This window comes from Breznakibacter xylanolyticus (assembly GCF_003254275.1).
Classification (GTDB): domain Bacteria; phylum Bacteroidota; class Bacteroidia; order Bacteroidales; family Marinilabiliaceae; genus Breznakibacter; species Breznakibacter xylanolyticus.
The window spans coordinates 4,483-30,209 of record NZ_QKZK01000021.1 but is presented as its reverse complement, the minus strand read 5'-3'; the positions used below and the strand labels follow the sequence as shown (position 1 = coordinate 30,209).

Below are 25,727 nucleotides of genomic sequence, written 5' to 3'. Positions count from 1 at the left end.
ATTCAAACAATCAATAACCATAGCACCAACACACTGAGTAATTTCAAGACATCAACGACATTCACTCAAAACATAATCAGCCAATTCACGCACCACTCCTTCACCACCTTTTTTAGACAAGATGTGAATACCGGGAATTCTCTTCACCTGGTCAACAGCATCGGAAGGGCAAGCAGCCAAACCAACCTGACTCAATAAATCCAAACAATTAATATCATCACCAATATAGGCAACCTCATGTATCGATATTCCTTCTTCACGACAAATATCCAATGCCGAAGCAAGCTTTCCGCCATCTCTTTTACCCTGAATCACATAATTCAAACGCAACTTTTTTGCCCTACGGTCAACAATTGCGGTATTTTCAGTCGTAATAACCCCCGTTTTAACGCCAGCCTGCTGTAAGAGACTAAATCCCATACCATCACGGGTATTAAACTTCTTCAATTCATCTCCATTTTCAGTATAATACATTCCGGCATCTGTCAACACGCCATCCACATCCGAAAGAAAAAGTTTAATTCTCCCTTTATCACAGCACGAACGATTATGCTGACGAAATAACAATTCGGCCACCAACCAATCATCAGGATCATCAATTTCGACAGCAGTATGCGAAGGCATTTCATAAATACCAATGATTCCGGACAAACGATTCCGCTCCTTCATAATGCCCGCCACCTTGTTAACATAAAATGCCCCGTTTTCCATCCAAAGCCCATTGAAATCCTGACGTCTTGGTCGATGACAATGATCATAATTCATCGGCGTTCCATTATCATTCCAAAAAAAACGCTTTTGACGAACACAAGAGAGCAAGGAATCATATCGCCCTGCTTCATAGAGCTGCAAGGCACCATCAATGCTGTCGGCAGTCGTAAAAGGAGAAGTTGCCTGAGCCAACACAAACACATCAGTCAAACTGAGTTGGGCATATTCGATGTACTCAAGCATCACACTCTCTGTTGATGCCACGTCTGTTGCATTCGAAGACAGGCGCCTGTACACAGTCGTCTTGGGCAGCGACAATTCATTGATGACTTTCTCAATATCATCAGAATCAGTTGCCACCACCACCCGATCAATGCTCGTGGCATCGCTCAATGCTCGAACAACCCAATAAACCAATGGATAACCACAAAACATCCGGATGTTTTTCAAGGGGATAGACTGACTTCCCCCTCTTACCGGGACAAAACCAATTACTGCCATTTAATCTGATTTTTTTTCAACTTATTGCGTTGCACTGTTTCGATATCTAAAACTTCTACCGACTTATGGGTCAACGCACGACTAACAGCCCGACAGTCCCGAGCCAAACGCCGCAGCCCATCAGGCTCCAATGAAGCAGCATGATCGGTTCCTCGCCAGGTTCGATCGAGTGTATAGTGACGCTCGACCCATTCAGCACCCAAAGTAATGGCAGCAACATCTACCGCAATTCCCAGATGATGTCCTGAAAAACCGATAGACATTACACGTCCCTCGAAACGTTGTCGCAATCGAGATATTTCAAGCAAGCAAATATCTTCAAAGGGGACTGGATAACCAGAGGTGCAACTATACAACACCAAATCCTTGGCACGTTCACGATCTTCAAAAAAAGTCACAATCTGTTCCTCTTCCTGATGCGTAGTCATTCCTAAAGAAAGATGAATTTCACCCGGATAATTTTCGCACAAATAATTCAAGATGCCCTTATTTAAATTACATGCCGATGGAATTTTTATCAGCCGCGGGTTCAAGGACGTGATTTCTTTTGCCGAGGTAACGTCCCATACCGACGTTGAATAAACCAGCCCTTGCTCCTCACACCATGCTTTCAATTGTTGATGCTGATATATATCAAACTCCAAGTATTCTCGATGTTCTCCATAGGTTTTCCCATAAGCATTAATAGGATTGGGATGCGGAGTGTTATACTCTTCCTCTGACAACAACTCCCGGTTATTCCGTTTTTGAAATTTCACAACATCCACCTTACAAAACATTGCAGCCGTGATAATCATCTCTCGGGCAATGTTCATATCCCCCTTATGATTACAACCAATTTCGGCAATAATTTTCGGTGTTTTCATAGTCATCAATTTTAATTTAACAATACCCAACAGACTTTCAGTTAAAACGAGCCCAAAGCATACCTGACTCACACAAGAATGATGATTAGCGAATTCTATCTGAACTTGTAAAATCGAACTTCAAACAGATTGAACTTTAATCGGAATCACAAACCATTCAAGCTCTCCACTCTTAAATCTTTAAAAAAAATTGGTTTTATCTCTTCCAATTGTTCATCAGACATATCCCACCAACACAACTGTTCAATCTCACGACAAACACTCTCCGAAAACCTAACCCCAATTGACTTCGCAGGTATACCTCCCACAATGGTATAGGGTGCAATATCTTTGGTCACCACTGCTCCGGCAGCAATGATTGCTCCGTTTCCAATTCGCACCCCACCTAAAACAATGGCTCCATGTCCAATCCAAACATCATGTCCAATCTCAATTTTACAAACCTCTTTAATGCGATACAATTCACCGCCAAACAAGTTCCGATTTATATAAGTTGTCAAATAATGAATGGGATGATTTGTTGAATTAATCATAACATCTGCCCCCAACTGACAATATCTTCCTATTCGGACATGCCCATGCACCCAGTTATTCATCCCCAAAGTGCTTCTAAAACCTAAATGAACATCACCAGAAAAGCTGCAACCATTAGGAATTTTATTTTCTCCATCACATTTCACACATTGAAATCCGGTTACGCGCCCACGTAACTCTGCCCCTCGTTCATATCGGGGAGCATAATACACTTTATCAAATATTTTTTGTAAAAATTGACTCATCCGCCACATACACAGCACTTCAAATTTTTAAAAACTACAAAGCATTCATTCTTCTTAACAACCTCACCAGCAATGATTCGATTTGGCAGATAACGGAATTAAAAACATAGCTTCGGCTGCGATAATCAGGGAACACCCCCTTGGTTCGAACAGTCACCTTATTTCGATCAATAAGGTCACCAGGAATCGTGTTACCCATATGATAAGCATAACAATTTGGTGTAGACAACCTCACATACCCCAATCGCTCAGAGAAATAATCAAGATATGTTTGTTCATACCCATTTTTAAAAACCACATCCACTTTACGTTTGGGCAACTGATCAATAATATCTCGCTTCATGGTAGCTAAAGCATGTACAGCCCCCGGAATAGCGACCATATCATCATGCCGTAAATAATATTGCTTTTCGCGCCACAAATAGCGATGACGTGATCCCAAGCCAGAAAAAATGCCCTTCTCCAAATTCCCTCCTAAACCTTTTTCGACCAAAGACATATCATCATTCGATACGACCGATCCCAAGAACCACCGATTTCTTAACACCCAACATGAATTATAGTGAAATGCCAAATTGGGACAAGGATAGCAAGTAACGACACCCGCACTCGAAAAATTGTTAAACACACGAATTACCTCATCCTCCCACCCATTAAAAAACAAAAAATCAGCATCACAAATGGTTACATACTCCTCAAAAGCGGAGCGGCCTTCAGCAAGTATATTCTCAAGTTTACCCCGATTTTCACTACGCACAACATACTTATCAATCAACCCTTTGGCCACAAATTCTTCTGCAACATCGGAAGCTTCCCGACACGAATGATTATTAATAAGCGTCACATTGGTTTGCTGGGGATTGATGCTATCGATGAGCGATTGCAGACAATAACGCAACACCTTGGGTTGCTCCCTAAAATAAGCATCTTGTACATTCGGGATCCAAAACGGGATGATAATTCGATGCCGTTTATGAACCAAGGGGGTCTCCTTACTTTTCTCGGGATTAATACCTATGCGCATCTGTTAATATATCAAACAAAGTTTCAAACAGCCATACGAGTTTCAACTCGACCTCTTTCGGTGCAATTATTTGAAATCCGGTTTAAAACCACCATGATTATCTTTTTCACCATACTCAATCCTAAAACCGGATTCATAAAAAAACATGGACTCATCAACAAGCAATTCGCCAAAACAGTACCTAAAGATCCAAAATCATGAATCTTTTCTATTTGCCAAACCAGCAACTGCTTCCGAATTATTCGAAATCGATGAATACTCAAACCATGACGACGCAATTTTTTTACCAATCGAAACAACACCAATGGCAAAGACACATATAAAGGGTTTTTTACAGATATTCCACTCCCATGTATGCGATAAAAAGCCAACGGCTGATCTAAATAAAAAAACGGAGTATAAAATGCCAGATGACAAAAAAACTCCATGTCTTCTCCTGCTGCCGGAATATTCTCATTAAAGCCTCCAACCAACTCCACCCATTCTCTGCGAATCAATGGCGTAGGCATCATCACCGTAAAACGCCCGACCATCCGATCAAACACCTGGCCATGTTTTTCACTTCTATTCTTAAGCCGCCCCACGACTTCACCTGTACTCTCCCCTTCACCATCAATGACATAACAACTACCATGAACCAAACCAAAATCAGGATTTTGTTTCAAAATCTGCACCTGAGTCATAATCTTCTCAGGCATCCAAATATCATCATCATCCAAAAAAGCGACAAACAGACCTTTAGACTGTTTAAAACCAACATTTCGAGGAACGATGGGGCTCCCGGTATTTGATATCTTTAAATAACGAATAGCTGGCCATTGACGACAAATGAGATAATTCTCATCCCCCGGTGTACCGTCATCCACAACAATCACTTCGATATTTCGATAGGTCTGCCCCATCACACTTTCCAGCGTTTCTTTCAAATAACGGGGACGCCTATAAGTTGTAATAATTACTGAAACTAATTCAGAATTCTCCATTGCCTCTCTTTTCGAAACCATTCATCATTATGAAGCGAATTAACTAACAAGCGAAAATAAGTCAGCAATAACTTGAGATCCCTTTTACGGCAAGCCTGTTTGCGAATCCAGCCTGTCGCCTTCCGATACCCCTGCCCGTGCGCCACAATGGCGTCTTCACACATTTTTCGATAAATAAGGTCATCATATTCTTTGCTGAGTTTCAAAAAACGGGGTAAAATCTTAAAATGCCCATCCCAATAATGTCTTCCCTTTTTCATTTCGGCACTTTCTCGATGCCGTCGATACTGACTAAACACCTGTTTTTTAAAAGCAATGCCATAACGAAGAGCAATACGCATAAACATATCCCAGTCTTCTGCAAACAGTTTCTCATCAAACCCACCTAATTCATTGAGCACCTTTGTCACATAAAGTCCCGATGCAGTAGGAATAAAACACCCATGCTGCACTAAATAAGGAAAAATATTACCGGAGGGCATTTGACGCTCAGGAAACCATTGCTCCCTATCACGTATCACCGATTCACGAAAAATCTCCCCATGCTCATCAATCCACTGACAATCGCCATACAAAAAACCAGGCTCCCAATTCAACCCTTCAAGATAAGCAACTTGATCAGCTATTTTATGAGGTAACATAATATCATCACATGGCCATGGATGAAAATACCGAGTATTACACAACGACAATGCATGATTGATGGTACGAGTAATCCCCATATTTTTTTCATGAACTATCAATTCGGCAGGATGACCGTGTTCATCGAGCCACTGACGAATCAGCGTCACGGAATGATCAGTTGAACCATCGTCAATGATAAAAAAACGCCCAACAGGATAGGTCTGATTAATGATACTATCCAAACTCTCCCGGAGGTATTGAGCTTGATTGTAGCAAAGCGCCACAACCGTAACCAGTTTTTGGTCTTCCCTATGTTTCTGCACCATTTTCGTTACGATTATCCGGGAAAACGATTGATGACTTCAGATACATAAAAAATTTCATCAAATGAATGAACAGGACTCATGGGCAAGCTCAATTCACTGGAATGGATATACTCCGTGGCTGGAAAACATAGCCGCTCCCATTCGTGATAAGCTTGCTGTTTATGCGGAGGAACAGGATAATGGATTAACGTTTCAACCCCCTGCTCGCTCAAATATTTCTGTAATTCATCCCGATTGGGGTGCAAGACTGGAAAAACATGATACACATGTGACTGTCGAACGTTGACATCCGGCAAAACAGTATCTTTTAATCGAATATGCTTTCGATACTCATCAGCTAACCGCTGTCGATGAGCATTATCCTGATCCAATCCATGCAGTTTTACTCTCAACAAAGCAGCTTGCAACTCATCTAAACGCGAATTAAAGCCCTTACATAAATGATTATACTTCTGCAAACTTCCATAATTTCGCATCATTCTCACCTGCTCATGAATCTGAGAATGATTAGTAGTGACCGCCCCCGCATCTCCCAAAGCCCCTAAATTTTTCCCGGGATAAAAACTAAAAGCAGCTGCATCACCAAAACTTCCGGCCAATTGCCCTTGTTCATCACGAGCGCCATGAGCTTGAGCAGCATCCTCAAATAACAATAAATTATGGCGATGAGAAATCTCCTGCAAAGCTGTCACATCAGCCAACCGACCATAAAGATGAACAGCTAACACCGCTCTTGTGCGCGAAGTAATGACTTCTTCGACCTTATGAACATCAATATTGTAAGAAATAGGGTCTGCATCCACTAAAATGGGTTGCAAATGACTTTGCGTAATCGCTAACATGGAGGCAATAAACGTATTAGCAGGAACGATAATTTCATCACCTGGCTCCATCAATCCCAATTGCTTGCACGATTCAAAAATGAGGCGCAATGCATCCAATCCATTACCAACCCCAATACAATGAGCCACCCCACAATAAGCTGCAAACTCATTTTCAAAGGCTTCAACTTCCTTGCCCAATATATACCAGCCTCGTTCCAAAACAAAACGAGAAGCATCATTTAATTCGGCCATGTATGGTTTATTCACGGCTTTTAAATCTAAAAACTTCACATTCATGGCATTTCATTTTACTAGTTAACGATGTATATTCATCAAAAAGCCACGCAGAGCTAACATCACCCGATTTGTATGATTTTTTTCCGATAAAAATCATGACAGACTCCCGAAGCCCCAAACCCCTCCTTAAAACTGGCAAGCCCTTCATTTAAAACTTTGCCATCCATTTCGGTTGAAACACCGAAACTCAAATATCTTTTAGAAGCAGAAAATTTCGCAATCAGATAATCCATCAAAAATTCAACGGCACAGAGCGCTTTTCCTTCTTCGTTTGAATGCAAATATTGAGTATGCACAAACTGATTATCCTCAAACAACCAGGCACCACACAAAAACATATCTCCCTGAAAAACAGCGATGGTGTGTATATGATTCGGGAAACGCGTTTGCAATAACAGAGCTTCTTCAGCGGTATGAGTCGGGAGCAATTGAAACCGCTCCTGCAAATTATGAGCGACTAACTCCATTAATTGCCGAATGTCTCCATGAGGATCCACCCTCAAATGATTACGCTTCGCTTTATTCAATCGATAATGTTTGTCATGCGAAAAACCGGGAGAATTGTGCAAATCAATCACAAAATTCAAATCACGACGCCAGAGTTCATACCCCAAATGCCACAGCATCCAGGCATCGGTTTCACACAAGCGAGGTAAAAAAACAGAAGGTTTCTGTTTGTAAACAATTTCAATTATTGCATGATTCCTACAATACGCGTCCAATTCAACAAAAATCTGCTCCACATGAGCGGCACTCAGGCGTTTGCAAAAGATCCAACCGCCATAAGTCAAACCTTGATGTGAATACAACACACCATTGAACACATTGGCAGGCAACAATGCCACCACTCGTTGTTCCTCTCGCACAAGCAGACTATGATCTTCAAATCGATGTGAATGATAATCCATAAAATCACGCCGGAATAAAAATATGCCATTCACAGCATTATTCAGAGCTTCTTCCCACTCCTGTCGCATCCCGGCAAAATATCGTTCAATTTGATATTTCATGATGTGTCTATAATTTGTTTTCAATGGGCACATGGAACTCGCCAATAGTCATACTCCTGTGTATCGAAGCAATAGACATGGCTCGTTTCATAATTTTAATATGAGCCACCTAATCCCACAAAAAGGAACTTGCAGTTACTTCGTTACATATTCTGCACATCAACTTAAATTTAAAGCGTATAGTCTTTTACGTTTCTTACAATGTTCATCACATACTAATGACTTGAGCGTTTCATAAAAATTAAAAACTTTCAAAACTCAACACCAAAACAATCGAATCAACATAAAAGCAAGTACGATTAATCATGGGTATTCCTATTCAACATCAAAAGTTTCTTGACCAATAAAAACATCAACGCATGATATCAATCAGACGAATGAATTTTGCGAATCAACCTGGCTGGACTCCCCCCATACACACTATATGCTTCGACTTCACCATTGACAAAACTATTGGGTTCAATAACTGCACCTTCACCGACTCGAGATCCGGCAATAATCATACAAGATGCCCCAATGTGACAATGATCCCCAATATGGATCGCAGAAGCACTGATGGGATACTTTTTCAACAATCGGGGACTGGCTGTAGGACCTGAATCGACTAAAAAATGACAATGCGGCCCAATAGAACAATATGAACCAATGCTTAAAGGAGCCGAATAACCATTGAGAATGGTCATTATTCCAATCTTTGTATTTCGACCGATTTGCAACAAATGATTCTCACTCCCAAAAACGGTACATTTCTTTCCAATCACCACCTCATCTCCCAAATCGACATTGTTAACTGACGCAGTTGGATCGACCCATACACACCTTCCTAGCAATATATTTTGTAAATACATTTCCGCAACAAACTTATATTCAACCCAATTCTTCAGGGTTTAAGACTTTTATCAATCGCGCCGGACTTCCGCCGTAAACAGAATATGAAGGTACATCCTCGGCAACATAACTATTGGTGGCGATAATACAACACTCACCAATGGTCACGCCCGGTGCGATAACGCAACTAGAGCCGATCCAGGTGTTATTACCAATTGTAATAGGGGCTGATTTTACCGCAAAGTAACCAGCTGTTTTAGATCCATCCACAACTTGCCAATCGGCAACAATCACTGTTTGTTGTGCAATGGACACGTTCTTACCAATGTGAATTTTGGCACAGCTTCCATCAATGATCACATACATCCCAATGATGGTATTATCGCCAATTAGCAAGGGCATGTCAGGAGCACCAAACAATTGACATTCTTTCCCAATCTTTAGATTATTACCAAACACCACATGATTAAAACTAACCGACGGATAAATATTGACTTCATCCCCTGTTTTTATCCCACCTAAAATCATTGTTCAATTTTAATATTTTACAAATCAGACAACCGTACCACTCGCATTAAAAAACCACGCTACCAACTCCCCGATGTACTCAGGCAATCCATCTTCAAGTTGTTGATGACAAGGAAGAAAAAATGTCTCCTCGCCATAAAACACACTACACTCAATGCCATGCGACTGTAAAAAAGTTTTCAAGCCGCCCAAGTCCCTTCCTGTCGCACGAAACAAAAAAGCAGCCGGCACATCTCCTTTCTGCAAATTCATTCGTGGTGCATAACCCATCGACAAGAAAATATCCTCATAAAGATGATAATTACGCAAACGCTGCGCGATGTTCTCTTTCCGGTTGCCTCCCCAAAACCGATAACACAGACCAAAATATTTTAATTCATCCATCGATAAATCAGCATCAGACAACACCTCATGACGAGACACCAAAACACCGCCCGCCTGCATCGGAAGCATTTTAGAGAGACTAAAAATTGAATAATCTCCATTCACCCCGACAGCACCCTCGGAACTCTCTGAAAACATGGCATAGGCACCATCCTCAATAATTGGCAATCCCGTTTTACACAACTCTTTTATGCCAGGATATACAAACCCAAACTCATGAATAATCAATATGGCCGCAGTCTTATCAGTTCGAGTTCTTGACCATCGGCATACCAATTCAATCACATCCGTCACACAATGACTCACATAACGATTATTTGTAGTGGTCTCAATCCAGACCTCATCATCCCCTGCAAGATGCAATCCACGCAGAGCCATCAATAGGGCTTCCTTAGCACTTCGTGTGTAACAGCCCCTCATTTCATTTATCATTACCCGAGAACTCACCTCATCGCCACACATCCATAAATTTCGGTTAAAGACCGCATCATTGGTCGAAAAAGGACTCATATTCACATTCATGGCGCGAAAAGGAGCCGGATCAATGATAATCCCGTTATGAAAAACCCCGTAACTGTTTAAACTTGTCATAAGTACGTATGTAATCTGCTTCTGAATAAGGATGAGATGCCAAGACCAAACAAACGGCACCCGAAGAAAAATTGATTAACTCACGCCAAATGCCGGGTACAATGTGCAACCCAAAATATGGCCGATCGAGATGTACCACTTTTTTATTCACGCCATCGTCGATCAACACATCAAAGGCGCCACTCAGAGCCACTATAAATTGCTGCAACTCAATATGACTATGCCCACCACGATCAGCGCCCCCGGGAACATCGTACAAATAATAAACACGCTTTACATCAAATGGCACATTCACATTGTTTTCCAACGTCGTAATATTCCCTGCCCGGTTGTGCACTTTGGGTAAATGCACCAAGCAGCAATCATAAACTTTTGTGTTCATTTAAATAAGTTTGGTAGGCTGAAAAGTCTCGGATATAATCACTTTCGTCATATTTTGTCGACGAAATCACCAGGGCAACCGAATTGGTCGAGAAATTTTCCATGTGTCGCCAAATCCCGCCAGGCACATAAAGGCCATAATACGAACGATTCAAATGGTATGGCTTCACAACTTTACCATCATTGAGCTGCACATCAAAACTTCCCGACAATGCAATGATGACTTCCTGTTGCTCTCGAAAGGCATGACCTCCTCTAATTTGACCTCCGGGAACATCATAAATCCAATAAACCCGTTTAATCTCAAAGGGAATATGACGCACCTGTTCGACAAACGTCAGATTGCCTCGTTCATCCAATATTTTTGGCAACTCAATGACTCGTTCCATAATATCAAAAATTTTGTAATTCCACCATTCTCTTGAAGCGCTCTGAGCGTGATGTCAGTTCTTCAAAGGTTCCTCGTGCTGTTATTTCACCTTTATCAAGAAGATAAATCACATCGGCATTTTTTACCGTTGAAAGACGATGAGCAATGATCACGATGGTATACTTCCCCTGCAACTTATTAATATTACCTTGAATAACTTGCTCCGTCTCCGAATCGAGTGACGAAGTGGCCTCATCCATTAATAAGATATGGCACCCGCGAAACAATTCACGCGCTATCGAAATTCGTTGTTTTTGTCCTCCACTAATCAAAATCCCATTGTCACCCAATCTGGTCTCTTCACGCTGTGGTAATTGATTCACCATATCGGTCAAAGCCGCCTGTTCAATAATTTCGCTAAAACGACGTAGGTTTGACGGCGTTTTTTCAGCCCAAAACGTCACATTATTATACAACGTATCACTAAACACCACTGGCTCTTGCGTAATGTATCCGATATGATAACGATAGTTCTTAACATTTTGGCGCGACAATCCCACCCCATCCACTTCAATGGAGCCGCGTGTTGGCATAAGCAACCCGGCCAACAGATTAATCATGGTTGTTTTGCCTGAACCGCTTTCACCCACAAAAGCGACAGTTTGGTTGCGATGCACGGTCAAATTCACCGATTTAAGCACATCATTTCCATCCTCGCTGTATCGAAAGCCTACACCGTTAAATCGAATCTCTCCAACTTGACTAAAAACATCCTGAGGAGGTCTGCGATAATGGGTCTCTTTTTTCAGTTTCAATTCATCCAGCATCTCCTGCGTCAAGGCAATCCCACCGGTATTGGTCAAAAACGATTGCCAGGTATTCTGTATTTCCAACAAACTGGTTAACGATCGGTAAAAAAACATCAAACTCAAGATGATGGAAAACATGGGAACCTTAAACACCACTACCTGTACATAGATAACCAAAGCCACAATTCCAATGGTCAGCGGCTCACGCATGGCCGAAGAGATGCCGTTCAAAATCCCCATTTTAAAGGAAAGTCGCTCCGCGTCAAAAACTAACTCGATGAGCTTTCGACGATAACTATCAATGAGATTGGTGGCTTTAAGGTATTTATAATGATTAACCGCCTGAATCAAATTCGACTGTAACCCATTGGCAATTAACGACTGCCACAAAGACGACACTTCAACTTTACGATTGATAAACCGATAAATAAAATTGCTCAACACCCCAATAAGGGTAATAAACAAAGCGAACTGAAAATTAGCAGCAAAAGCGAGCAGCAAATAACCCATTAAAGTTACACCGGTTTGCAATGTTGAAAAAAACGACATGAAAGCCCCCACCGACTTACCCATCTCAGACACAATGACATTATGGATGCGCCCCTGATCGAATGATACAAATCCAGGATAGCTCAAATCACACAACCCGGTAATGAGTTTAATTCGCAATGATCGGGTAAACCCCACCCGAATGCGGGTGGCATAATACCGCTCAAACAACTTGACCAAGCCTTTGACCACAAAAAGAAGGATGAGAAAAATCAAAATCACCCCAACAGTCAATGGAACATTAAAGCGTTCAAACAAATCGATTACAAATTGCAGCTTTCCCAACGATTCGCCCTCAGCACTTCCTGAGTCTGCCACTTGAAATAGAGGAACAAACAACGTTAGACCGATCCCATCCAAAAAGGCTATGATGGAACTAATTCCGAGCAACAGGAATATCTTAATGCCCAATTGCCGGTAATAAAAAACAAAATATTTAAAGTGCTTGGTCACCAACTCTTTCACCATAATTCAGCATCAATTCTTGTGCGTTTGATAATGCTTCGCCCCCTCAGTCCCATGGCGGGTGAGCCGTTTATTTGCCCGAAGACCATCCGCTGCTTTCGAGTGCAGTTCTTCGTCATCGTGTTACAGCAAATTACGACTTGATTGGGTTGAGCTCCCCCATTTTGTGGTCAAACGAATATTTTCAGTGTCGAACCTCCATAATCATTGCACTAACTTATGCCACCCACCTTATTCTACTATATCACAACCACTCCAAAATAACTATCAGTCACAACCCTATATTACCTTTTTCACACAAGCCCTGCCTAAGGACGAAATATGTGCAGCAAATCATTAGAATTCGTCATAACTTATTGCGAAAAAAAGGAAGAAATGAGCCGCAGAACCACAAACAGCATTATTGCACAAACGACTGACCTGGCAACATGGGAACAGGAGTTGACTCTATTCAATCACAGCATCTTTCTGTTACCCCAATGGCTGCAAATCATAGAAACGCCTTCAAGAAAAGCGATCTATATCGATTTTATTCAAGACAATGTTACCATCTCAAAAATTTCAGGCCTACTCGTTTCTGAAAACAAATTGATGGGTAAAATGCTATTCTTTTATGCCGCACCTGCATTTCGGTCAAAAGTGACAGAGGACACATACCATCACTGCTTATATGCACTAGTTGCACTGGCTAAAAAAAATAACATCAGTCGAATTCAGATACTCTACTTTGATCAACGCAACTCGCTACTTCCTCCAAATGGCTATTTCCATTCCCACCAAATGCACGAAGCCATCTTTGACCTAAAAAATGAATTTACGTCATTTAAGCCAGGTTCCAGCCTACGAAAAAAAAGAAATCAGGCTCTCAGGGCACAAACATCGTGGTTCATCAGCAACGATCCACAACAGTTGCCACTCTTAAGCGAACTAGCCGAAAACACACTTCAACGCAGAAAAAACAAACACAATTCAGACTACAAAAAACTGGAGCTACCATTCTTTACAGAACAACATCTACCTAAATTATTGAAAAGTGGATTAGGGAAAATGTATTGTTCGATGAATCCCGATGGTCAATCCCATTTTATATCAGTCATCATCGAATACAACGGCACTGCTTATGGACTTTTCAATGGCTGTGATGCATTTGGTTATGACAATGGACTCCCGGGATATGTCTTATTAAACGCATCACAAGACCTTTTCGAAAGGGGCATTGAACGCCTCAACATGGGAGGAACCCCTGCAATTTCAAACGAAAAAAAGAAACTGCTGCAATTTAAAGAAGAACTGGGAGCAAAGCCCCAAGCGTTCTATATCACTAAAACTGACTTTCTCGTTTTTCCTCAAAAAATATTGAATCCACTCATTAATATAGGACGGAAACTTCCATACAACACTCTCTCAAAAAGTTTTAGCCAATGGATGCGACATTAAACATTTGACAAAATGGAACTTTACCAAACCACCCCCTTCTTTGCAACAAAGGTTAACAGATCTGAATTCGACAATCAATTATCTGATTTTAACCACAGTGTGTTTCTCTCTTCAGAATGGATTGAGAGCGTTGCCATTCACCAAAGCACACCCATCTATATACACTTTTACAACATTCACAACCAACTCATTGCCAAACTAAGCGGACTCCTCATGCCCGGCTCCAAAAGAAGTGGCAAATATTTATATTTCTACGCCGGGCCGGCATTAAAGCAAAACCATTCCCCCTCTTATCAGGGATGCATTGAAGCATTGGCAAATTTTTGCTTATCTGAACAATTTCAACGCTACCACATCGACTGCAGCGACCATCTTTCCGGAATTCCCTGCCCTCCAAACGGAGGAACCGACATGGTATACTCTGAATACGTGTTATTTTTGGAACATGCGCCAAAATTTGGCAAATCGTTTCGCTATAACGTCAACAAAGCCACACGAAACGGAGCCGAATTTCATCACGACAACAGCCCCTTAATCCTACAAAAGCTATTTAACTTACTTGATGCGACACGAAAAATTCGCTATCACAAATATGGAGAAAAATATGCCGCTTTTCCTTTTCTACACCTCAACCCTCACACCATGCAGCGGGTTGTAGAAAGTGGACTTGCGCAACTTTACTATGCCTCGGTGGACAACAAAATACATTGCGTCAGATGCACCCTCGAAAAAAATGGGCGCATTTTTGGCCTTATGATCGCATCAGACGATATTGGATACAAACTGGGATTGCACCACTTCATGCACTATCATCTTATCAACCAATACTACAATCAAAATGCTAAATATTACAACATTTCAGGCACAGCCGATGGCCAAGAGGGCAAAGGCCTTTCGGACTTTAAAACATCACTGGGATTTTCCCGTGTCACCGAATTTGGAAAAGATTCACTTTACCTGATGTTTCCCCGTAAACTTCTCAACCCATTGATTAAAGTCAAAAAAAAGATGACTCGCAAATCCTCTTAAATCGACAAAGTCGCTTTATTTAAAAGATAAATACCATGATACGAGCCACATCTAAAGCTTCAACAACAGGAGCCTGATTACTGGCGAGTTCCATTTAGTCATTGAAAAAAAACGATACCGCAATGAATCACTTCAACAAATATTCCTCATATCCCCCAGCTACAATAACCGACCGAGCTCCCATCTCATCATCTCGATGCACCTTAACGACAAGGTCTTCAATCACATTCATAGGTGAATAAACGGCCATCAATGATGAGGCTGGATGATCGGATTCAATTAAAGAATAAATCCCATGTTCTTCTAACAAATGCTGAACTTCTTGCGCGATGGTACGATTGGTTAACTTCATCAAATCCTTGATTTCCGTCTCCATAGTTACTTGTTTAATGTTAATTGCCTAAAGTACACACAAAAAATGGTCGCGCCAACAGTTAAAAACACAAACACCACAACAAACTCACAACAAACAACATAACCCAACTCTACATCCCAATATTTTTTAAAAAGAATTACATCAACTTTAAACAACTTTTTATACTTTTAAAGGTATTTAAAAACCAAGGCAACAGATACCGAACAAATCTAACCGAACACAACCAACCATAACATTCTGCCATTTCTGATTTTGCATCGTGTAGATGAAACGAATAAGATGAACTGCATCATCAGATGACACATAAAGACTTCAAGTCTCCCCTACGAAATCACGACATTACTGATATTATTTTAATCCTAAACCTCACAATTATGAGTAAAAAACGCGTCTACACCTTTGGCGACGGCAAAGCCGAAGGTCGCTCCGACATGAAAAACCTGTTGGGCGGCAAAGGGGCCAACCTGGCCGAAATGAACCTGATAGGGGTACCCGTACCACCGGGTTTCACCATCACCACTGAAGTCTGCACTGAATACAATCAGATTGGGAAAGCCAAGATTGTTGACATTCTCAAAGAGGATGTCATCAATGCTGTCGCACACGTCGAAAAAGGCATGCACATGAAGTTTGGCGATAAGGAGAACCCGCTGTTGGTTTCGGTTCGTTCGGGCGCCAGAGTTTCCATGCCGGGGATGATGGACACGGTACTCAACCTGGGTTTGAACGACGAAACCGTTCAGGGCATTGCCAAAAAATCGGGTAACGAACGTTTTGCCTGGGACTCCTACCGACGCTTTGTTCAAATGTACGGCGATGTGGTACTGGGCATGAAACCCGAATCGAAAGAGGACATCGATCCCTTTGAGGAAATCATGGACGATGTCAAGCAAGCCAAAGGGGTGTTTGACGACACCGAATTGGGCGTTCCCGAACTTCAGGAGTTGGTCGTGCGGTTTAAAAATGCCGTTAAAAAACGCACCGGAAAAGACTTCCCCTCCGACCCATGGGAACAACTCTGGGGTGCCGTCTGCGCGGTATTCGACAGCTGGATGAACCCTCGCGCTTGTTACTACCGATCGATGCATCAAATCCCCGAAGAGTGGGGCACCGCGGTAAACGTACAGGCCATGGTTTACGGCAACATGGGCGACCGCTCCGCCACCGGCGTTGCTTTTACCCGCGATGCAGCAACGGGCGAAAACCTCTTTAACGGCGAATACCTCATCAATGCTCAGGGCGAAGATGTGGTGGCAGGTATCCGCACCCCCCTTCAAATCACCAAGGAAGGCAGCATTCGATGGGCCACTTTGGCCGGCATCTCAGAAACACAGCGTGCCGAAAAATTTCCTTCATTAGAAGAACACATGCCCGAAGCATTCAAATCGCTCTTTGAAACTCAACAAAAACTGGAGAATTACTTCAAAGACATGCAGGATTTAGAGTTCACCATACAGGACGGTAAACTATGGATGCTGCAAACCCGCAACGGAAAACGGACGGCTGCAGCCATGGTAAAAATTGCCATGGACTTGCTGCGCGAAGGAAAAATTGACGAAAAAACGGCTCTTCTGCGCCAGGAACCCAACAAACTGGACGAACTGCTACACCCTGTTTTTGACAAAAGAGCCATCCAAACTGCACATGTCATTGCCAAAGGTCTGCCGGCCTCTCCGGGTGCCGCCACGGGACAGGTGGTATTTCATGCCGACGAAGCCCGCAAATACCCCGTCACCATTCTGGTACGCATCGAAACATCGCCCGAAGACCTTGAAGGCATGGACATTGCCAAAGGAATTCTCACTGCCCGAGGCGGCATGACATCCCACGCTGCCGTGGTGGCACGTGGCATGGGCAAATGCTGCGTATCGGGTGCCGGAGGATGCCTCATCAGCTACAAAGACCGCACCCTCACTGCCAACGGGCGCACCTATCGCGAAGGCGACTGGATTTCGCTCAACGGCTCGACCGGCGAAGTGTATGAAGGAAAAATCCCCACCAAAGACCCGGAAATGAGTGGCGACTTTGCCGAAATCATGACCCTGGCCGATAAATACCGCAAACTGGGCGTACGCACCAATGCCGAAACCGAACGCGATGCCAAACAAGCCGTGGCTTTTGGCGCCGAAGGCATTGGCCTGTGTCGCACCGAGCACATGTTTTTTGAAGGCGAACGCATCAAAGCCATGCGCGAGATGATTTTGGCCGATGACGAAGACGGCCGCCGCAAAGCCTTAGATAAACTGCTGCCTATTCAGCGCAAAGACTTCACGTCGGTGTTTGAAGCCATGGGCAGCCTGCCGGTAACCATTCGCCTGCTCGATCCCCCGCTGCACGAATTCGTGCCCCACGAAGAAGAAAACCAACGCGAGATGGCCGTTGAAATGGGCATTTCACCCGACAAGGTTCGTCAGAAAGTGGACTCGCTTCACGAGTTCAACCCCATGCTGGGTCATCGCGGATGCCGACTGGGAAACACCTATCCCGAAATTACGGAGATGCAAGCTCGTGCGATTATTGAAGCCTGCATGGATCTCAAACAAAAAGGCATCGTCACTCACCCCGAAATCATGATTCCACTGGTGGGCACCGTTAAAGAGCTGAAGATGCAGGAAGAAATAGTGCGCCACACCATCGCCACCGTCTTTGCCGAGCGCAACGATAAAATCGACTACCTGGTGGGAACCATGATTGAAGTGCCCCGTGCAGCATTGGTGGCCGATGAGATTGGCGAAGTGGCCGAGTTTTTCTCCTTTGGCACCAACGACCTCACGCAAATGACCTTTGGTTATTCGCGCGACGATGCGGCCAAATTCCTGCCCGTATACCTGAGCAAAGGCATCCTGAAGAACGACCCCTTCCAAATTCTCGACCAGGAAGGCGTGGGTCAACTGGTTAAAATGGGCATTGAGCGCGGACGCAGCAAACGCCCCAACCTGAAAGTGGGCATCTGTGGCGAACATGGCGGCGAACCCAATTCAGTGGAATTCTGTCACCGCGTAGGCATGAACTATGTGAGCTGCTCACCATTCAGGGTTCCCATTGCCCGTTTGGCTGCTGCTCAGGCGGCAATTCGATAAACCGATTTTTTAAATTCTATTTCAAAGTGCTCCATAACTCATGGGGCACTTTTTTTATTCATCCTCCGAGACTCCCAACAAACAGTCAGCTTTCACCAAATGCAACTTGCAAAAAATGATTACTTTTGCGCCAATTCAACTCACATGGCACGCATACTGGCAATCGATTACGGAAAAAAGAAAACAGGTCTGGCAGTAACCGACCCGCTGCAAATCATTGCCAACGGTCTCACCACCGTGCCCACGCACCAACTGTTTGATTTTTTGGACAAGTACCTGCAAACCGAAGCCGTAGAGCGCATCGTCGTGGGTTACCCCACGCAAACCACCGGCGAAATTTCGGAGTCGATGAAATACATCACCCCGTTTGTCAACCGACTGAAGAACAAATATCCCCACTTGCCTGTTGAATGGGTAGATGAACGATTCACCTCCAAAATGGCCTTTCAAACCATGCTGGATGCCGGGCTCAAAAAAACAGCCCGCCAAAACAAAAATCTGGTGGATCAAATCAGTGCCACCATCATTTTGCAAAGCTATTTAGAAACAAAAAGATAACCTTTGCATCGATCTGAAGTATAAAAATCTGATACTTGATATAAAAAAATGATTTTACCAGTAGTTGTTTACGGTCACCCGGTATTACGAAAGGTCGCCGAAGATATTACCAAAGATTACGAAGGCTTGTCGCAATTGATCGACGACATGAAGCAAACCATGTACAAGGCCGAAGGCGTGGGCTTGGCTGCACCACAAATAGGGCTGGCCATCCGCCTGTTTGTGATTGATGCCACACCCATGGAAGAAGACTATCCGGAACTGAAGGACTTCAAAAAAGTCTTCATCAACGCTCACGTTATTGAAACACATGGCGAATTAGTTGTTGAATCGGAAGGTTGCCTCAGCCTGCCGGGCATTCGTGAGGACGTGGTGCGCCCTTCAAAAGTCCGCATTCAATATGTGGATGAAAATTTCACCCCTCATGATGAAGTATTTGAAGGTTTCGCGGCACGAGTGATAATGCACGAGTACGACCACACTGAAGGCAAGATGTTTGTCGATCACCTCTCGCCCCTGAAGAAGAAATTCATTAAAGGCAAGCTCAACAACATCACCAAGGGAAACGTGGACGTGAGCTACCGCATCAAAACAGCCACGGGAAAATAATTGCGTCTCAGAAAAAGAAAGAACGGCTACCTGAAACATCACTTCGGGTAGCCGTTCTTTTTTTACCAGCATTACTCGCTCACCTCTCCCATCAACGCCATGCATTGAATGGCAGCCAAACCCCACTGCGCAGTACTGTTAGTCGATATTCCCGGCGCTTCAGTGACGGGCGTCAGCACCGAGGGCACTTCTATCACCGACAATTCGGGGAAAGCGAGCGATCTAGACGGTTTCCCTTCAAAAAATTCCTTCCAGGCACGCTCTCGCAAAGCCACATTTCCGGTTTTGAAAGCCGCGTAGGCGGTGAGACGCGCATGCGCCTGCCGCAGCCCCATCTTACCAAAGTCGGTTCCCAACACTTTTTGTTGCAGATGGCCTGGAGCATTGTAAAACTCGCAATATTGTAACCAGGCCTTCTCAAACGCTGGGCAATCAATCAAATCGTTTAACTCGGCGCACACCTCCACCAGACCAAATACGGCACTGAGGTGCGAAACCGTGGCCTTTTTGTCTTTCGACACCACAAATTGGCCAGACTCCACATCCATCAGGGCACCGCCGGTAAAGAAACCCCGGGGTTGTGCGGCGATGGAGGTCATGCTATTGAAGAGACGCTGGCGATAGCGATCGTCGCCCGAGCGCTCCCATCGGGTGAGCCAGGCAGCCGAAATGGCTCCCCAATCGGTTCCGAAGCTCAACGACACCGTGCCCGGCACGGCCGGTTGACCGGAACCGTATGCCACGCGCTTGCGCAAGGGTTGTACCGTCAGCAGCGTGCGATGCGCCTCCAGTTGCTCATCCATGAGGTCGCCCACCCGCTCGTCGGCCGTGAGGTAATAATAGAAGCGGCGGTTGGCAGCAGTGCTGATGCGCATTTGCTTGGCACTGCATCCCCAATGCACCACATTGTGGCGAGAACCCAACGGCGCGAAGGCTCCCAGGTGATGCACATCCACCTCGCCGGTGTGACGGGTCATGGCTTCGGCCATACGAAAGGTTTCGGGACGCCCCGAATGCAAAAAATAGTACCACAGCCACAAATCGGTAGAGAGCTCGGAATTGTCCCAGGCAAAGCCGCCCACGTCGTAGCGCCACACATGACGATCGGCATCATAAGTGTGCATCACATCGCCATAATTCCAGAAACCATACCAGTGGTGCAGTTGTTGCTGCGTTAAATAATAATCAAAGGTTTGGTCGAGCTTTTGATTGATTTGCATCTTCAGGGGATGCGCATCGTTGCGCACCTCCCACAGGCGGCCAAACACGCCGCACGACTGCATGTAAGCCCTGTCGGGCATCAACACGGGCGGCAGGGATACCGAGTGGGCAAACTGCACCAAATCGTGGCGTGAAGGAGTGGCGTCAACCGGCCAAAAGGAGAGCTCGGACGTACGCGCCACCCCCATGGGCGAACTGTAGCCGGGTTCATAATCCTCGTAGGTGATTTCGAGCCCCTCCCACTGTTTGGCATAGTCGTCCTGCCCCATGCCATCGTGATAAAAACGCATGTCCATGGGTTGGGCATCGGGTGCCCACAGCCACAGCGTCACTTCGGCCATGGGTGATCCGGCCCGACGAATGTCGATTTGACCGGGGAACGACTGCCAAAAGTTACGCACCCCAAAAGCCAGCCCTCCCGAAACGCCCCCCACATAGCCTGTTCCCGAAGCTTTATCGCCCACTGCAGACCCAATCCAGGCGTATCCCTGAGCGGTTCGTTTTGAAATATGAAAAGAATTGGGCGCCAACTGCACCAATTTATAATCACCCCAAACGGGCACATAAGGCAGCCCTTTGGCCACCTGCGGGTTCCACTGATCCAGCGGCAAAGTAGGGCGACCCTCGATTTGTGCCGATGTGTTGTCGTCACCGGCAGGGCGACGCAAACCGGTGATGCCGCGAACAGCCTCACCAAACACCCCGCCATTGTCGCCCACGAAACGCACATGACGATTGTGCAACTCATCAATCATGGGCACCGAAAAACGCACGCCCACACCACGAATAAAATCGTGGTTCTCATCGCCATCGTACACCATGGTGTGCATCATGCGTACCCGATCGCTGTTGGCGTAAAAATAGAGACGCACCACAAAGGGCAACCAATGCTTGTGCCCGGTAGCGGTATGCACCCCCTCGACCTTCACCACGGCACGCACCGGGCCGTTTTGTTCAAGGGTGACCCGCGTGATTTCGCCTTCGAAAGGCACCGACGACACCACCGAAGCCCCATCGTCGGCAAGGCCATCCTGACACACCATCACCAATCGGCCGTCGCAAGCCACCTGCCTGTGGCCACGCCACATGGACGCGATGAGCACCCGCCCCGACTTGCAGAGGGTGGTGCGCATGGTTCCGGTGCGAATGTCGATGAGCGAATCGGTTTCGACCACCACCAATGGCGATGCCACCGCGGCGCTGTCGCCCACCATCAACTGCAAGCCCCTGCCCACCGACTGCACCGGCGGCACGGCAATGCCACTCCACTTGACCGACCCATCGGGCCAAAAAGCCAATGGCCAGCTTTGCACCGCAGTGCGATGCTGCAACGAATCGACCATCACCAACTGCCGCCCGCGCGCCATGACCCCCCTCGGCCAGGGGACACCAAACGTCACCCCGGTGGCAGACGAATCGACCGGGTCTTCGAGCCAGGTCACGGCCACAGCATGCGGCTGAGTGGATTGCGACATCAGCGCAACCGGGGACAACAGCCCGACACACACGAGCATCCATCCCAAAAAAAGATTCAGATTCATTGACATTACCTATAATTATCTGATTTTATTTATTGAAGAGAAAAAGATGCCAGACATTGAGACAGAAGATAAAATGAAGAAGACGTTTAGATCGGTTCTCTTCATCTCTTTAGTCTCATCTGTCTGTCTGATGTCTAAGCATCTTCTTGTCTGTTATCCGAATAGCACTCACCCAACGGCATTGCATGACAAACCCGTCAATCAAACGAATAAACCACCAAATCGTCAATCACGTGATGCGACCAGGTGGATCGGAACCCGAAAAAGCCACTGAGGATGGGCGCCGGATCGGCATACTCGAAGAATTTGACCCCATCGACAAAAAAAGAAGAAACACCATCCTTCACCTCGATGCAAATGCGGTAACGATGGTTGGCTTTAAGGAGATGGTCGGGCTGGTTGTTCTCGAGCAGCAATTGGCGCTCACCGTTGCCCATGTATTTACGAAAACGGGTGGTTTCGTTGTAGTTACCGCCCATGCCCACGTAGTAGAGTAGCAGTGAATCGTACTCGGCAAATTTGCCCTTGCGGGTAAAGAGGTTGGGATTGCGGGGGTCAGAAGCCATCCAAAACTGGTTAAGATCAGAGAGGCGGTCGTTGGGGCCGCCGTCCATCACCACCAGGCGGGAGTAGGTGATGCGATAATTGCCCGAGAGGGGCTTTTTGAGCCACACGGTCACCCCGCCGCGCGTGTCGAGCACCAGAGATGCGTCGCGACAGGTCACCGACGAGCCGGGCAGTGAGTCCATCTCGACATGCCACAGGGCAGTATCGAGGGGCGCGTTGAAATTTTCAGAAAAGAGAATCCGCCCCAACCGGGCAGACGACTGAGCGGAGATGCCACCACACACCAGGAGGCACAAACCGACAACCACAGATAAAGGATTCCTCATAACAAAAGCGTTCATCGTGCAACAACATCAGCACCGCAGGGCGTGACATTCAAAATTAACGGCAAACAACAACGAACACCTGTAATAAATGACCGAACAACAGGGAAAAACTAATCATTCAAGATCCAATGCCATTGGGTGAGTGCGATTCGGATAAAAGATAAGAAGACTCTTAGACATCAGACAGACAGATGAGACTGAAGAGACGACAAGCACTGATCTCAAAGTCTTTCTTCATCTCATCCTCTGTCTCAATGTCTGGCGTCTTCTTCTCTTCACGCTATTACAATGCTCCCCCCCCATTAAAAGTGCTCCCCCCTGACGTACACCCACGCCCCGTTGACGCGCTCAAAGCAGGAACGCTCGTGAATGACGGCGGGCACGCCCCGTTCGAGGTAAGTGGCTTTAAACTCGACCACCCCGGTGGCATCGGTTTCGGTGCCGGCCACCACGTCGATGATTTGCAGCCCCACCCACGTTACCGAAGCCGCCCAGGCCTTGATTTGCTTGCGCTCCCTCACCGGGCGGTAGCGGGGGTGCCAGGTGCGCATCAGGTAATCGACATCGGCCAGCGTGAAGGCCACATAACGCGAGCGCATCAGCGCCTGCGCCGTTGGGGCTGCCATTGAGCCCCGCACAACAGGCTCACAACAAGCATCGAAAGGACGCAACGACCCACAAGGACAAAGTTTTTCCATCACCAATATTTTAACGAAACCGAATCACCATTTTAAAAGCCCAATTGTCCTTGGGCGCATCAAAGGCCTCGTGGCCCAGACGATAATGAGCCGCCACGCCGTATTGCAGCAGCCCCAGGCGCAACAAATTATCAATCACCAGCCCGCCTTCGGCAAAGCCGCGCGGGAAGTCGGCCATCGAAACGGCCGGCTGTCGCGACATCTGCCCCAAACCATAATTGAATTGCAAGCGCGCCACCGGCACCTTGTCGAGGTTGGGCGAATGCCACAACGCCAAGGCATGTTCAAAAAAGAAAGCCACCATCCGGTCGGCCACAAACTCGTTCAGGCGCATGGTGGCAAACGAGCCGGGCACATACACCCCCACCGGCTTGTACGATCCCATCTGGCTGTAATACAATGCCGGGGGCACCACGTTGCCGACGAGCATGGCCGCCCGGGCATGCACCGACGAGGTGTGGCGCACCGTCCACTTTAGGCTTTGCCACAGGCCCAATTCCATTTTCGCGTAATGAAAGCGAGCGTCCTGCTGTCCCGAGCCCAGCCATACGTTGCCAGCCACGGCCGAATGCCAGCCACGACCCGTCCCTGGCGAAGCCCAGGCACCCTGCACGCCCCCTTGATGCAACTCGTAAGCAGCGGGCACCCCCGCCTCTGTCGCAAACACATAAGACACCAACGGCTCCACATCCCGAAAGGCATACCCCAGCGCCAGCGACAAACGGGGTGCCACCCGACGCGAGAGCTGCACCTCCACCCCCCGCGACAAATCCATGGTTTCGGTGAGGAAATGCCCCAGCTCGAGCCGACGGGGCGCATCGGGCTCGGGCAAAAACGACAGGCTGCCCGTGGCCTGATAGTCGTGCACCATCATCACCTGCAACCGCGAAGCCGACGGCGCGTGCATCTCCCAACGCATGCCCCCGCCATAGAGCCACGCCCGGCGGCGAAAGCTGTAAGTGCCATAGCCGCCCACCGACAGGGAGCGACACACGGCCGAGTCGGTCCACAAGCCCAAGCCGGCCTTCCATCCCTCAAAGGCGTTGTAGTGAATCAGCCGGGGATACTCAATTTTCAGGGGGCCGGCCGGCACAAAACCTTCGCGCAGGTAGGCGTTGACCACCTGCTGCCGCTCACGGCGAATGAGCTGCACCACACTGTCGATTTGAAAAGAGACCCGGTCGAGGTCGTTGGGGTGTGTGAGCACAAAGGAGTGCTGCCCCATGGTCACCACGCGCGTCGAATCGGCCGGGGCAGCCACTGCCACGGACATCGACGCCCAAAAGAGGACACAAATGTATGTACGAATGAATAAAACCATCCTCATGACAATGTGAGATATGAATCAATATCATTAAGGGAAGAGAAGAAGACGCCAGACGGTGAGACAGAGGATGAGATGAAGAAAGACGTTTAGATCTGTTCTCTTCGTCTC

At 46.2% G+C, this 25,727-nt stretch carries 24 protein-coding genes; 5 read left to right on the top strand and 19 right to left on the bottom strand.

All coding sequences use genetic code 11. The features are described from left to right. Positions 1-51: 51 nt before the first annotated feature. The 14 genes from LX69_RS12095 to LX69_RS12030 form a co-directional block, all read right to left on the bottom strand. Positions 52-1,212, bottom strand: coding sequence for an acylneuraminate cytidylyltransferase (locus tag LX69_RS12095; RefSeq protein ID WP_111446316.1), 1,161 nt, complete (start codon positions 1,210-1,212; stop codon positions 52-54). Further along, entirely contained in the window at positions 1,203-2,078 is an 876-nt protein-coding gene (locus LX69_RS12090; protein WP_111446315.1) for an N-acetylneuraminate synthase family protein, read from the bottom strand. Before LX69_RS12090 ends, LX69_RS12095 begins: the two co-directional genes overlap by 10 nt. Before the next feature lie 146 nt (positions 2,079-2,224). Then, a complete protein-coding gene (locus LX69_RS12085; RefSeq protein WP_111446314.1) occupies positions 2,225-2,866 on the bottom strand; it encodes a CatB-related O-acetyltransferase in 642 nt (213 codons plus the stop codon). A 25-nt stretch (positions 2,867-2,891) separates the two neighbouring features. Beyond that, positions 2,892-3,881: a glycosyltransferase family A protein gene (locus tag LX69_RS12080; protein WP_111446313.1), complete on the bottom strand. Its 990-nt coding sequence runs from the start codon at positions 3,879-3,881 to the stop codon at positions 2,892-2,894. 23 nt (positions 3,882-3,904) lie between these two features. Continuing rightward, complete coding sequence (locus tag LX69_RS12075; RefSeq protein ID WP_170124364.1) at positions 3,905-4,864, bottom strand: glycosyltransferase family 2 protein; 960 nt, start codon at positions 4,862-4,864, stop codon at positions 3,905-3,907. Next, entirely contained in the window at positions 4,846-5,814 is a 969-nt protein-coding gene (locus LX69_RS12070; protein ID WP_111446311.1) for a glycosyltransferase, read from the bottom strand. Before LX69_RS12070 ends, LX69_RS12075 begins: the two co-directional genes overlap by 19 nt. An 11-nt stretch (positions 5,815-5,825) precedes the next feature. Beyond that, positions 5,826-6,935: a DegT/DnrJ/EryC1/StrS family aminotransferase gene (locus LX69_RS12065; protein WP_111446310.1), complete on the bottom strand. Its 1,110-nt coding sequence runs from the start codon at positions 6,933-6,935 to the stop codon at positions 5,826-5,828. Positions 6,936-6,994: 59 nt separating this feature from the next. Next, the gene (locus tag LX69_RS12060; protein WP_111446309.1) at positions 6,995-7,945 is read right to left on the bottom strand and encodes a hypothetical protein; all 951 of its coding nucleotides are present in this window, start codon (positions 7,943-7,945) and stop codon (positions 6,995-6,997) included. A 365-nt stretch (positions 7,946-8,310) separates the two neighbouring features. After that, a complete protein-coding gene (locus LX69_RS12055; RefSeq protein ID WP_111446308.1) occupies positions 8,311-8,793 on the bottom strand; it encodes an acyltransferase in 483 nt (160 codons plus the stop codon). Positions 8,794-8,812: 19 nt separating this feature from the next. Next, positions 8,813-9,301, bottom strand: coding sequence for an acyltransferase (locus LX69_RS12050; protein WP_111446307.1), 489 nt, complete (start codon positions 9,299-9,301; stop codon positions 8,813-8,815). Between the two features lie 24 nt (positions 9,302-9,325). Continuing rightward, a complete protein-coding gene (locus LX69_RS12045) occupies positions 9,326-10,276 on the bottom strand; it encodes a DegT/DnrJ/EryC1/StrS family aminotransferase (protein WP_111446306.1) in 951 nt (316 codons plus the stop codon). Next, entirely contained in the window at positions 10,242-10,658 is a 417-nt protein-coding gene (locus tag LX69_RS12040) for a sugar 3,4-ketoisomerase (RefSeq protein WP_111446305.1), read from the bottom strand. Before LX69_RS12040 ends, LX69_RS12045 begins: the two co-directional genes overlap by 35 nt. After that, positions 10,639-11,046, bottom strand: a complete 408-nt coding sequence (locus LX69_RS12035; RefSeq protein WP_111446304.1) for a sugar 3,4-ketoisomerase — start codon at positions 11,044-11,046, stop codon at positions 10,639-10,641. Before LX69_RS12035 ends, LX69_RS12040 begins: the two co-directional genes overlap by 20 nt. A gap of 4 nt (positions 11,047-11,050) precedes the next feature. Further along, positions 11,051-12,853: an ABC transporter ATP-binding protein gene (locus tag LX69_RS12030; RefSeq protein ID WP_111446303.1), complete on the bottom strand. Its 1,803-nt coding sequence runs from the start codon at positions 12,851-12,853 to the stop codon at positions 11,051-11,053. A 372-nt stretch (positions 12,854-13,225) separates the two neighbouring features. Here LX69_RS12030 and LX69_RS12025 point away from each other — a divergent pair, with 372 nt between their 5' ends. Next, a complete protein-coding gene (locus LX69_RS12025) occupies positions 13,226-14,287 on the top strand; it encodes a hypothetical protein (RefSeq protein ID WP_111446302.1) in 1,062 nt (353 codons plus the stop codon). 12 nt (positions 14,288-14,299) lie between these two features. Further along, positions 14,300-15,316 carry a GNAT family N-acetyltransferase gene (locus tag LX69_RS12020; protein ID WP_111446301.1) on the top strand — a complete coding sequence of 339 codons (1,017 nt, stop codon included), beginning with the start codon at positions 14,300-14,302 and terminating at the stop codon, positions 15,314-15,316. Between the two features lie 127 nt (positions 15,317-15,443). Here the strand turns inward: LX69_RS12020 and LX69_RS12015 are convergent, their stop codons facing one another. Then, on the bottom strand, positions 15,444-15,692 hold the full coding sequence (locus LX69_RS12015; protein WP_111446300.1) for a hypothetical protein: 249 nt from the start codon (positions 15,690-15,692) through the stop codon (positions 15,444-15,446). A gap of 374 nt (positions 15,693-16,066) precedes the next feature. Here LX69_RS12015 and ppdK point away from each other — a divergent pair, with 374 nt between their 5' ends. The 3 genes from ppdK (at position 16,067) to def (ending at position 19,939) form a co-directional block, all read left to right on the top strand. Then, entirely contained in the window at positions 16,067-18,772 is a 2,706-nt protein-coding gene (ppdK, locus tag LX69_RS12010) for a pyruvate, phosphate dikinase (protein ID WP_111446299.1), read from the top strand. Between the two features lie 144 nt (positions 18,773-18,916). Then, a complete protein-coding gene (gene ruvX, locus LX69_RS12005) occupies positions 18,917-19,330 on the top strand; it encodes a Holliday junction resolvase RuvX (protein WP_111446336.1) in 414 nt (137 codons plus the stop codon). Positions 19,331-19,378: 48 nt separating this feature from the next. Then, positions 19,379-19,939: a peptide deformylase gene (gene def, locus LX69_RS12000; RefSeq protein WP_111446298.1), complete on the top strand. Its 561-nt coding sequence runs from the start codon at positions 19,379-19,381 to the stop codon at positions 19,937-19,939. A 71-nt stretch (positions 19,940-20,010) separates the two neighbouring features. On the opposite strand, the gene LX69_RS11995 is transcribed toward def, so the two are convergent. From LX69_RS11995 to LX69_RS11980, 4 genes are all read right to left on the bottom strand, one after another. Beyond that, positions 20,011-22,701: an exo-rhamnogalacturonan lyase family protein gene (locus LX69_RS11995; RefSeq protein WP_111446297.1), complete on the bottom strand. Its 2,691-nt coding sequence runs from the start codon at positions 22,699-22,701 to the stop codon at positions 20,011-20,013. 197 nt (positions 22,702-22,898) lie between these two features. Next, a complete protein-coding gene (locus LX69_RS11990; protein WP_111446296.1) occupies positions 22,899-23,594 on the bottom strand; it encodes a DUF6250 domain-containing protein in 696 nt (231 codons plus the stop codon). Positions 23,595-23,896: 302 nt separating this feature from the next. After that, positions 23,897-24,292, bottom strand: coding sequence for a YchJ family protein (locus LX69_RS11985; RefSeq protein ID WP_221621349.1), 396 nt, complete (start codon positions 24,290-24,292; stop codon positions 23,897-23,899). A gap of 10 nt (positions 24,293-24,302) precedes the next feature. Then, a complete protein-coding gene (locus tag LX69_RS11980; protein ID WP_146260725.1) occupies positions 24,303-25,613 on the bottom strand; it encodes a hypothetical protein in 1,311 nt (436 codons plus the stop codon). Between the last annotated feature and the right edge of the window lie 114 nt (positions 25,614-25,727).